Annotated in this window: 12 protein-coding genes, 1 tRNA gene and 1 pseudogene; 8 read left to right on the forward strand and 6 right to left on the reverse strand. The window is 45.3% G+C overall.

The genetic code is table 11. From position 1 onward, the window contains the following. Window positions 1-4: 4 nt before the first annotated feature. The 3 genes from cobJ to QUA70_RS22020 all read left to right on the forward strand — a co-directional run bounded on the left by cobJ (window position 5) and on the right by QUA70_RS22020 (window position 3,226). Complete coding sequence (gene cobJ, locus QUA70_RS22010) at window positions 5-1,759, forward strand: precorrin-3B C(17)-methyltransferase (RefSeq protein ID WP_333349839.1); 1,755 nt, start codon at window positions 5-7, stop codon at window positions 1,757-1,759. Window positions 1,760-1,859: 100 nt separating this feature from the next. Then, window positions 1,860-2,069 carry a hypothetical protein gene (locus QUA70_RS22015; protein WP_333349837.1) on the forward strand — a complete coding sequence of 70 codons (210 nt, stop codon included), beginning with the start codon at window positions 1,860-1,862 and terminating at the stop codon, window positions 2,067-2,069. A 371-nt stretch (window positions 2,070-2,440) separates the two neighbouring features. After that, window positions 2,441-3,226, forward strand: coding sequence for a hypothetical protein (locus QUA70_RS22020; protein WP_333329940.1), 786 nt, complete (start codon window positions 2,441-2,443; stop codon window positions 3,224-3,226). A gap of 163 nt (window positions 3,227-3,389) precedes the next feature. Here QUA70_RS22020 and QUA70_RS22025 read toward each other — a convergent pair whose 3' ends face one another. After that, window positions 3,390-4,166, reverse strand: coding sequence for a nucleotidyltransferase domain-containing protein (locus QUA70_RS22025; protein WP_333349835.1), 777 nt, complete (start codon window positions 4,164-4,166; stop codon window positions 3,390-3,392). Window positions 4,167-4,211: 45 nt separating this feature from the next. Next, window positions 4,212-5,165: a DNA polymerase beta superfamily protein gene (locus tag QUA70_RS22030; RefSeq protein WP_333349833.1), complete on the reverse strand. Its 954-nt coding sequence runs from the start codon at window positions 5,163-5,165 to the stop codon at window positions 4,212-4,214. Window positions 5,166-5,233: 68 nt separating this feature from the next. On the opposite strand from QUA70_RS22030, the gene QUA70_RS22035 reads away from it, so the two are divergent. The 5 genes and pseudogenes from QUA70_RS22035 to QUA70_RS22055 all read left to right on the forward strand — a co-directional run bounded on the left by QUA70_RS22035 (window position 5,234) and on the right by QUA70_RS22055 (window position 7,444). Then, entirely contained in the window at window positions 5,234-5,437 is a 204-nt protein-coding gene (locus QUA70_RS22035) for a hypothetical protein (protein WP_333349831.1), read from the forward strand. Window positions 5,438-5,461: 24 nt separating this feature from the next. Next, on the forward strand, window positions 5,462-5,794 hold the full coding sequence (locus QUA70_RS22040; protein WP_333349829.1) for a type I restriction-modification enzyme R subunit C-terminal domain-containing protein: 333 nt from the start codon (window positions 5,462-5,464) through the stop codon (window positions 5,792-5,794). 25 nt (window positions 5,795-5,819) lie between these two features. Then, complete coding sequence (locus tag QUA70_RS22045) at window positions 5,820-6,734, forward strand: hypothetical protein (RefSeq protein ID WP_333349827.1); 915 nt, start codon at window positions 5,820-5,822, stop codon at window positions 6,732-6,734. Between the two features lie 327 nt (window positions 6,735-7,061). Next, window positions 7,062-7,169: pseudogene (locus QUA70_RS22050) on the forward strand (type II toxin-antitoxin system HicA family toxin); the annotation flags it as partial. Further along, entirely contained in the window at window positions 7,169-7,444 is a 276-nt protein-coding gene (locus tag QUA70_RS22055) for a type II toxin-antitoxin system HicB family antitoxin (protein WP_333349825.1), read from the forward strand. The pseudogene QUA70_RS22050 and the gene QUA70_RS22055, both read left to right, overlap by 1 nt. 6 nt (window positions 7,445-7,450) lie before the next feature. On the opposite strand, the gene QUA70_RS22060 is transcribed toward QUA70_RS22055, so the two are convergent. The 4 genes from QUA70_RS22060 to QUA70_RS22075 form a co-directional block, all read right to left on the reverse strand. After that, a tRNA-Leu gene (locus QUA70_RS22060) sits at window positions 7,451-7,544 on the reverse strand. A gap of 864 nt (window positions 7,545-8,408) precedes the next feature. Next, entirely contained in the window at window positions 8,409-8,558 is a 150-nt protein-coding gene (locus QUA70_RS22065; RefSeq protein WP_333349823.1) for a hypothetical protein, read from the reverse strand. A 193-nt stretch (window positions 8,559-8,751) separates the two neighbouring features. Then, window positions 8,752-9,459, reverse strand: a complete 708-nt coding sequence (locus tag QUA70_RS22070) for a hypothetical protein (RefSeq protein WP_333410678.1) — start codon at window positions 9,457-9,459, stop codon at window positions 8,752-8,754. 258 nt (window positions 9,460-9,717) lie between these two features. After that, window positions 9,718-10,125 (reverse strand): hypothetical protein, encoded by a 408-nt coding sequence (locus tag QUA70_RS22075; protein ID WP_333349819.1) that lies wholly within the window; start codon window positions 10,123-10,125, stop codon window positions 9,718-9,720. Window positions 10,126-10,357 lie beyond the last annotated feature (232 nt).

Below are 10,357 nucleotides of genomic sequence, written 5' to 3' on the forward strand. Positions count from 1 at the left end.
AACCGTGAAGCGAATACCTCCCGCAATAATCATTTTAGGTCAAAACAGCCAGCCGAGCGCCAAAAAAATCTCTGCACATTTCCCCGGTTCCCAGATTTACGGTTTAATCGATCGCACATCCAACACAGACATCAACTTTAGCAACTTCGGCGAAACATTGCGGGAATTATTTGCAACAGAAACCCCAATTATCGCTATCTGCGCCGCCGGAATAATCATCCGCACCCTCGCCCCGCTGCTGTCAGACAAACGCGCCGAACCGCCAGTTTTAGCCGTCGCAGAAGACGGAAGCGCCGTCGTACCGCTGCTGGGCGGTTTGCACGGCGTTAATGATTTGGCCAGAGAGATTGCAGCAGCCCTGGGCGTACAACCTGCAATTACCACCACCGGAGATATCCGGTTTCGCACCGCGCTGCTGAGTCCTCCCCAAGGCTATTATTTAGCGAATCCAGAGGACGCGAAGACTTTTATTTCAAATTTGCTCGCCGGGGCAAAAGTACGCCTAGAAGGGGCTGCAAACTGGCTTTCCGAGAGCAATTTGCCGATCGCCCCCGACGCAAAATTGACTATCCGCGTCACCGAAAAAGCAATTGCGCCAACGCCCGATTGTTTAGTTTACCATCCGCAAATTCTGGCAGTTGCACTCACAAAGCTATCGAATATTGAGCCGGAAATAGCGGTTTCATTTGTCCAGCAAGTCTTGGAAAATGCAGGTTTAGCGCCAGCTTCCGTTGCGGGATTTTTTGCATTAAAAGAGGAGATGGGAAATCCGGCACTTGAAGCAGTTTCACAATATTTTAAAGTCCCCGTCCGCTTTTTCCATCTATCCGAACTTGTCGAATTAGACTCAATTGAATTCATCGAAAATAAGGCCGCACAAATTGCCCTGACAGCAGCCGGTGCAAACAGTCACTTAATCGAGTCCGATCGCTCAAACGCAGCGAATTGCGCGATCGCCCTGGCCGCCCAACCCTTTGATGCTAGGGCGATCGGAATTAGCCGCGGCAAACTGGCGATCGTCGGTACGGGCCCTGGAGGCGCGCCCTGGATGTCCCCGGAGGTTAAGGAAATTCTGCGCGAAGCCACGGATTGGGTGGGTTACAAATTTTATCTCGACTTAGCCGGAACCCTGCGGTTCGGACAAAAGCGGCACGATTCCGACAACCGCGAAGAGATCGATCGCGCGCGTTTTGCCCTAGATTTAGCAGCATCCGGCAAATCTGTCGCCGTCGTTTCGTCGGGAGATCCGGGTATTTTTGCGATGGCGGCGGCGGTGTTTGAGGCGATCGACTTTGATGCCAAACCCGAATGGCAAGGCATCGATATTCGGGTGGCACCGGGCATTTCAGCCATGCAGGCGGCCGCTGCTGCGATCGGAGCACCCCTCGGACACGATTTTTGCGTGATTTCGCTTTCAGATATTCTCAAGCCTTGGGAGGTCATAGAACAGCGGATTGCGGCTGCTGCTGCTGCCGATTTAGTTATGGCATTTTACAATCCCATCTCGAAACAGCGGATTTGGCAACTCGGAAGGGCGATCGAGATTTTGTTGCAAAGTCGCGATCCTAAAACCCCCGTCATACTAGGGCGAAACCTCGGCCGACCCGGTCAATCTGTGCGCGTTTGCACCCTCGGCGAATTCAAGCCGCAAGACGCCGACATGAGAACTTTAGTGATTGTCGGTTCAAGTCAAACTCGGATTATTCCCCGCAAATATGGAGATGTTTGGGTTTACACGCCGCGCAGGTACAACAAATAAGTAAAGCAGCAAAAACTTCGGAAATCAGCAATTGACTGACAGCTAATTGACTTTGAAAAAGAGATATTTTGATCTCCCTGGGAGGAGTCTAGGTTAACAAATGGCGGCAAATCACTCGATCGCGATCGACCTGTTATTTCATCTCATAGCTGTCACTGATATTGATGAGTTATCGCCCTGGATCGCAGAAATCCTCGGTACTAAGGGATCTCGGCTTCAAGAAGCCGAGTTTCTCTCGCAGATATCGATCAAATTTAGATATCGACTCAACCGTAGTAAGGATTTCAGCTTCCTTTTTGGAGATATCTAATTTACATCTCAGGAAACATTTTTTTATATAACCACAATAAAATTAAGGGCGATCGAGGTCTGCTAAATTCCTTAATCCTACGATAATCCTACGGTTACCAATACGCTTGGGTTAAAACTATTTATTCCTCGGAGATGCCCCTAAATCCCCTGGTTGTTGGGGGACTTTGAGTAAGTTCTTGTCCCGCCCCCTACTCCCCTTTTTAAGGGGGGTGCCAGGGAGATCGAGCTTAACTGAACCGTATTGCTACGGTTACAACAAAAAGAGGGTTTTCACCCGGAGGAGTATTCTCTGTCTATGGGTAGACCGAAGTTTTTTTGTGTTTTGATAAGATTCCCTTAAACAAAGCTTAAGAGAACGGTTAAAAGAACATGAAATTCCAAATTCCTTTAGCTCCTGGGGCTGTAACCCAATTTTTGCTTCGAGTGGTGACCTGTCTAGCTGTACTCTCTTTCTTAAGTCAGATGAGTCTGTACTACTTGCCGGACTACCCGTTGAGAGAGTACATTGCAAGGGTATTTAACGTTGATGCCGAGAGGAACCTTCCAACCTTCTACTCATTTTTGGCATTGCTGTTTAGTTCTCTCTTGCTAGGTGTGATCGCCCATGCGAAAAATTTAGATAGCGATCGCTACAAGAATCACTGGAAAATTTTATCATTCATATTTCTATATTTATCCTTAGACGAAGCTGGTCAATTGCACGAAAAGTTTATAAATCCGATGCGAAGCCTGCTAAATGCATCAGGATTTCTTTACTTTACTTGGATTGTGCCGTTCGGTTTTCTGGTAGCGATATTTCTATTATCCTATAGTAAGTTTGTGTTCCACCTTCCTGTTGCCACAAGAAAATTATTTGTTGCAGCATGCGCTCTTTATATTGGAGGAGCAATCGGGATGGAAATTCCCGGGGGATACCTATTTTCTACCACGGGAATGGAGAGTGTACCCTACCTGATAGTAGCGACCATTGAAGAGTCATTAGAAATGCTGGGCATCGTTGTATTTATCCACGGCTTGATTTCATATATCAAGACATATTTAGGTGGGGTAAGTTGGAATATTTACATACCAGGAAAAAACACACAAGTTACCGAGGATCAAAATATCGGTTTACCTGCCCTTAGCGGATCAGCCCACACAAATCTATTAAAGTGAATCACTTAAAACCGGGTTTAATGGACGACGAAAATACTGCATTCTGGCTTTTGATCAGGATAAAAAACCCGGTTTCTTTGGTAATGATGTGTCCAGGAATGGAAGTGCTGCGCTCTTCGGCGCACCTACGACTAATATGTAGGCTGCTTGCTGCACCAAACGACTAATTCGGGGTGGAACAGCTTAGAGATGACATCCTCACCTTTACCAGAAAATCGTTAAGAGCAACTTTTGCATTAGGATTTGACGGCAAATGACTTGTAAAACTTGCATCTTCTAATATATTAATTAGCCGATCGCGCTCTTGCTGATAAAATTCTATATCTGTATCTTCCAGCACAGATTTTTCCTCCCCAGCCAGCTTGCGAGCAATCAAATCAGGAATATACGACAACTGGAACTTCTCGTTAAGTTTCACCAAATTCGCCTCCACTTCCCCCGTTTGCATCAAGTGAATCCCAGCCAGCAACACCCGGTAAACGTACAGCAGCGGCTTAACCCGACGCGGGCGTTCTTTCTCAAACAATTTCCATTGAGTTTGAGCAAAACCGAGATAGTGGTGGCTGTGGTGCTTGGTAATGCAGTGAGAGGCAATAGCCTTTAATTCTTCGTGTTCCTGTGTACTGTAAACTATTAGTGGCGAATACAGTTGTTCTAGCACGTAGCCGTTACGCTTCAACAGCAACTCAAAAAATTTCTTGATGTCGTGAGTTACTAAATCGAGTTGCATTCCATCCCGAACTTCAGAAACTTCGATTGTTTCTTCTCCAGAAATCAGTCCAATTACTTTTGGTAGCGGTAAGATGTGTACTCCCCGCAAGTCGAAGTCAGAATCTGCAGAAGGAAACCCGTATAAGTGCGAACCGCTGACAGTCGCAAACAGCAGCGGGTAAGGTTGAACGGAGATAATTTGGGCGAGATTCGAGATGTATTCTGTCATTTGTTCCAGTCCATGCAAGCGGGCTTTGTTTCACAAGAAGCGATTTCAAGAAGATCCGATTTCGATCGCACCTCTACGAGATTTAATCAAAAACAGGTTCGCTTTCTCGTAATTAGGACGTTCTGGCAAGGAAGTTGCAGCAAAAGCGCGATCAAACTCACCGTGCAAGCTCAACCGCCAGCGATTCACCTCATCCCACGATATTTCTTGGTTGCGGATAGATAAAAGTTGCGATCGATAATCCTGCACGCGAACAGGTACAAACCCCTCCTTGAGCACAGTAATTCCTGACAGCAACAAGCGAATTAAGTGCATCGCGTGTTTCCAACGAATTTCCCCGGTATTGCGGAGGTCTTGCTCCATTTTTTTAAATTGAGACAAAACGTAGCTATTGTAAGTTTGATAAACCAATTGAGAAAGAAATATTTCCCGAATTTCCAGCAATTCTTGTGCTACAGGAGAAACAGTTTCTACTAAAGGCGTGTACAAACATTCTAGCACATTTGGATTAGCTTTTAGTGCCAAAACTAAAAACTTTTGCAGTTCCCAATAGCATTCCTGATTTTCCTTGTTTTCCAATTGTTCGGGGATGCCGTAAAGCGACCAATGAAGTATTGCGGGCGGCAGGTAAATCCCGCGTCTGTCTGTATCGGATTGCTCGTTATCAAGACCGTAGGCTCTGGAACCAACAATGCAGCGGTAAATTACAGAATCATAGAGGTTGTATTCTGCAAGAAAATCTCCTCCTGACTGCAATCCTTCGCTCTGAAACTGCTTGCGGATGCTGAGTTCGTGCCGCCGCAGACTAACTTGTGTTCCGTCTGGGAGTTTGACTAAATATGCGTGGGAATTGTCCGTAGGCGATTGAACGATGACACCTACTAATCCCGGTTTCCAAGATTGGTCACTGGCGGGGTTTTTGACCTCAATTCTGGTGACAATTTGGGTTCCTGCGGGTATGATTAAGTTGAAATTTTGAGGAAGATTGGCATTGGCCATGAGGGAACCTCCTGCGGGGCACGAGCTACAATGTTAGTGTAGCATAGGTGTAGTATAGAAGGGTAGTTTTGGGCGATTCCCTTCGGGATAGCTTCGCTTCACGCGGATTTTGCCTTGTTGAAAATTGTCTAATTATCAAGGAGGAATATCGCCAGCGGGTTGAGGGGAAGGTGTTGGAGATTGTGGAGACTCACCCGACAATTGCAGCAATTCGCAATGGGGAAGCCGTGACGGACTTGCAACTGGTGGCGTTAGAGCGTACAGTGAGGTAAGAGTTGCGCGGGGGGAATCGGCAGTTGTCGGAGTCGAATATTCGCAAGGCGTTGAATTTGAAGGTAAATAGTTTATTATCGTTTCTGCGAGAGTTATTCGACATTGAGGGATTGCCGGATTATCAAGATGTGGTGAGGCGGAATTTTGAGGAGTTTATTGCCCAGCGGCAGTTTAATGCGAATCAGATTCGGTTTTTACGGGCAGTGCAGAATGTGTTTTTGAAGAATCGGCGGTTGGAGGTAGCAGATTTGTATGAGGAACCGTTGGACAGGTTTGGGGAGGATGCTGTTGAACGGTGGTTTAGTGAAGAGAAGGTGGATGAGTTAATTGAGTTTGCGGAACGGTTAGCAGCTTAGAGTTTCATTTTAATTTAGAATTGCCATGTCTTCTTTTTTTACCTCTGGACCTGCTGAAGATGATTTATATAAGAGTCTTAGAGACGGACTCACTTTTTCGGAAGAAGAAAAAAATATTCAATCTATGTTTTTTAAGGATAAGGATGACAAGAGAAATATTGAGGATATGTGGTCTTTGTATAAGCCTTATGCAGATAATGATTTTTTGCAAGAAGTAAGAAAAGATTTTCATCCTCGCTTTTGGGAAATGTACTTAGGGTTTTCTTTGATTAAACAAGGAAGATCATTAGTTCCATATGATAAGCGTAAAGGGGGACCAGATTTACTGATTTTGATTGACAAATTGAAGGTATGGTTGGAAGCCGTAGCCCCAACAGCAGGTAGGAGTGCTAATGCAGTTCCTGAAATAGAGTGTGGAGTAGTTACAGATGTTCCCGATGAGCAAATCAAACTACGTTACTGTTCTGTGATAGATAAAAAGTATGAAAAATACAAGGAATATACTAAGAAAAAAAATATTTTAGAAGATGATTGCTATGTTATTGCTGTGAATGGTGGTGCAATCCCATCGGCAAGCAAAGAGATAGATATTCCTAGAATAGTTCGTTGTGTTCTTCCCTTTGGAAATGAAGTTATAGAAATAAATATCGACTCCTTAGAAGTATTAGATGTACATCATCAATATCAAGACGCATCCTATAAAAAATCAGGTAGCCCTGTGTCAACAAATATATTTTTAAATTCTGATTATGACGGAATCAGTGCTATCTTATTTTCAAATGTAAATGCACTAATTTATCCAAATTACCCTGGAAACGATTTTGTATTGATACATAATCCGGTAGCCAAAAATCCGTTGCCTAGAGGATTTATAAAACTTGGACGAGAATATTGGGTGGAAAACTCAACTCTCAAGCATAGTCATTGGATGAATCATTAGCAAGGGGATTTAGGAATCTAAATTTCTTTACAAACAGACTCTAAAAAATGCTCACTGACCCTGAACTGCGCTCAAAAGTTGACCAAATTTGGGATAGATTATGGTCGTCGGGACTCTGGAACCCAAAGCAGGATGAGGTTTTTTATCAGCGGCGCAGGCTACAAGGGAGAGATTGCTGAAGTTAGAGCATATTATGGGGATAGAAGTGCGGGAGTTGATGAGTTTTATAGATGAAAAATGAAAGTTAGAGAAGTTATTAAAATGTTAGAAGATGATGGTTGGTATTTAGCTACAACAAAGGGCAGTCATCGTTAATTTAAACACCCTGAAAAGGCTGGGACTGTCACGGTGTCAGGTAATTTAGGCGTTGATATGCCAATTGGTACGCTTAAAAGTGTTTGGCGGCAAGCTCAACTAGAAGAGGAGGAAGATTAATGCGTTATGCTGTTGTAATTGAGAAGGGTGAAACTAGCTACGGTGCTTATGTTCCCGATTTACGTGGATGTGTAGCTGTGGCTGAAAGTTTAGAAGAGGTGAGAAATTTAATTAAAGAGGCGATCGCCTTCCATATTGAAGGACTACAAGAGGATGCTTTTCCTATTCCGAACCAGTGTCTATTTGCGAATATGTTGAAGCTTAAGAAGGTGACGGCGGTGGAAACCGCAGCTAAAGAAACGAAGTCCGCGTGCGCGGATGAAGAAAGAAAATAAATTCGATGGGCAATACTGGATTTGAACCAGTGACCCCTTCCGTGTGAAGGAAGTTAAGGAATGGTTGAAAGCTTTGCTGACCAAAACACTCAGAAATCCCGTTGTCTAGATTCTAGCACTTTCTTCTAGCACAACGGCTGAAATACTGATTCTGTCGTTGCTTGGCTTGTGGTAAGGTTCTAGCAAAATATAGGGTATAGAGTGGGCGGTGGGATATTTTTCTCTAAGACGCATTATGTAGGAAACCCTTCAGGTTTCCGGAATTCTCTATACACAAAAATGCGCGGTGGCGGTCGTGGCTGCATTTTAATTGAACTGGTTGTGCCCGAAACCTAATAGGTTTCAATTTTCTCTATACACGCAGAATATAGGGTGCGCTGGAGTCAAAGTAGTACGGATCAACCCTAGGGTTGCGCTTAATACCCAACAAGCTGAAACCTAAGTCAGCGTAGGGAAATCTCGTTCTGCTTGGTATAACGAGTTATTTACAGAAACTCATATGAGTTTCTGCCGTAGAGAGGCTGAGAAACGCCTCAAAAACCTCTCTGCTTTCCCTAGCCAGTCTCTACCACGTGGGTATTAATATCCACGAATGATTTTTTGGAGAGAAACGCTTGTCTAGAAAGGGCTACAGGTGTTACCCCCGATTTCGGAACATTTAAGTGTTCCGAGATAACTTGCAACACCTGCGGGAAGGCGTGGTGAGAATGCCACAGACACCTATAGGTGTTCGGGAAGTCATCCGCATGATCTGCTTGTGCTGGCTGCAACGACATAATCGGAATGCCAAAAAGTAGCTGCGAGAATGCCACATTACCCTATACGGTAATACGCTGCCATGCGGGTCATTTGCTTATAGTTTGCGGGTTACTGCAACTCTGCAATCAGAGTACAGAAAAGTAGCAGTAAGAGTGGCCATCAAACCTTATAGGTTTGCACACAGCCACGCTCTTTTCCTGCGTGTTCATCCTCCTTCTCCATCAACAATGCGGTGATACTCAGCCTCAGCAGCTTTGTATTTTGCCCCACCACCTCTAGTTAGTCCCCAGATTTCAAGGATGATTTTTCCCTTGCCATGACCCCAGTTGCATGATCCGTTCTGAACGTTCTGCATTTTCCTTGGGTTAACTGGGATTGTTCGGAACGTTCTACCGGGTTCTGATTCCGTGCGTGTAGTGCTAGCCCGCAAACTAGCTGTTCACTTTCCCACAACGTTCAGTGCCGACGTTCAGAATGAGTTCTGCCTGCTGTCGTTGCGGTGGTAGCGAAAGTTTGTACCATCACCGCTGAGCAACTCCAGATCGATATTATCTCCCTCCAAGTAGGTCGGGGTGTTTTTGCCTGAGAAACTGGACGAAAGCCTTGTTTCTGTCTATTCTCTCTTGCTCAGATTCAGGTTCGAGCAAAGGCTTCGTGGCTTCGATCACAGGGATTTGCGGTTGCTGACAAACTTGAAATTTTTGCCACCAATCCTGGAAATCACCTGGTTTCTCTACAAAGCGGTGAAAGCTCCTGATTTCCTGACCTTTTAATTTGCGCCACTGGGAACGGACAAATGCTTCAAATTTTTCTTTGGTGTCAGCAGGGAGCTGATTCAGGCGCTGATATTTAGGTTCTGCCGCTGCCGGGGGTTCTACTGCCGCTGCCGGGGGTTCTGCCGCTGCCGGAGGTTCTACTGCCGCTGCCGGGGGTTCTGCCGCTGCCGGAGGTTCTTCACCTCCCCACCACATAGAAATGCCTCCGATCGGCTCCCACTGAAATTGAATTCCTGGGGTGTTTTCTAGTTGGATCAGAGCCCGATAAAACGTAGACTTTGGAATCTGAAAGTATTCGTAAAACGAGCGGGGGCTTGGAATATTCAACCTGTGTCCCGCTTGCCTGTAAATTTTGATGATTGTGTAGATATAGCCAGCGGCAGTCAACAACCGATTTTTGTATCTATCAATGGCATCTTGCAAAAAGATCCGATCGTGCTGCTCTTGACGCGGCAGCTTAAAATTGGGTACACTGACCATAGTTATAAATAAATTTATGGATCGCGGTTGTTTCAGCAGCCGCTTTTTCATTGTATTATCTTAGCGATCGACCGCAACTGTTGGCAACACTTTGCCCTGCCATTTAATCCAGGACTCATGGCGTATCACTAATCCACCACAAATATCGCAATGAAATTGATAGACATCAAAAAGCGCCCCTGGCTCTTCTACAAAATTTGACGTTTGTAGAAGAGCCAGGGGAATAACTTAAGTATGGTTGACAAGTCTCAACAGGGCTTAAGAATGAGTGACCAATCTCAAATCAGAAGAATACGTGGGCTCGCCATCATAACAGGGCTCAGGAAGAATATCGGGACAGGTACTGTAAATCCACCTGATGTAATAAACCCAAGTGTTAGCAGCTAAACAATGTCCATCAGGTTCGGGAACCCAACGCATACCTAGAATTTCACCAAAATCAGTGGCAAACTCTGGAGCGTCATCATCATCTGGCTCCCAATCATAGGCTACCAAGTCGCCCATCTTAAACTCTGGCAAAGGGTAACTTTTGGGAGCTAACAACTTAGGCGATCGCTTCGCCGCTGTCGTTGCCACCGCGATCGCTGCAAAATTTCCCAGCAGGTCGCGGCGCGAAAATACTGAATCTTGCGAGTCTGTATTAGACAAGCGTCCTGAAAATGACATAATTATTAGGCTCCAAACGTAGTCAACTTACGGCTTGGGGAAGTCGTGGTTAATCTGGCATTGCAAGTGCCGGGTTACCGCGCATCAATCTTCCTTACCACCTACAATCGCAGACTTACTCCAGCGTGTCAAGAGGCAGAACGCGGTTCGTTCTACCTAGTACAGCATGGCGGAAATAAAGTACCTATTTTATGGGAGACTGGGGCTAAGTGAGATAAATTGCACTCAGAAC

The organism is Microcoleus sp. LAD1_D5 (assembly GCF_036702115.1).
GTDB lineage: Bacteria > Cyanobacteriota > Cyanobacteriia > Cyanobacteriales > Microcoleaceae > Microcoleus.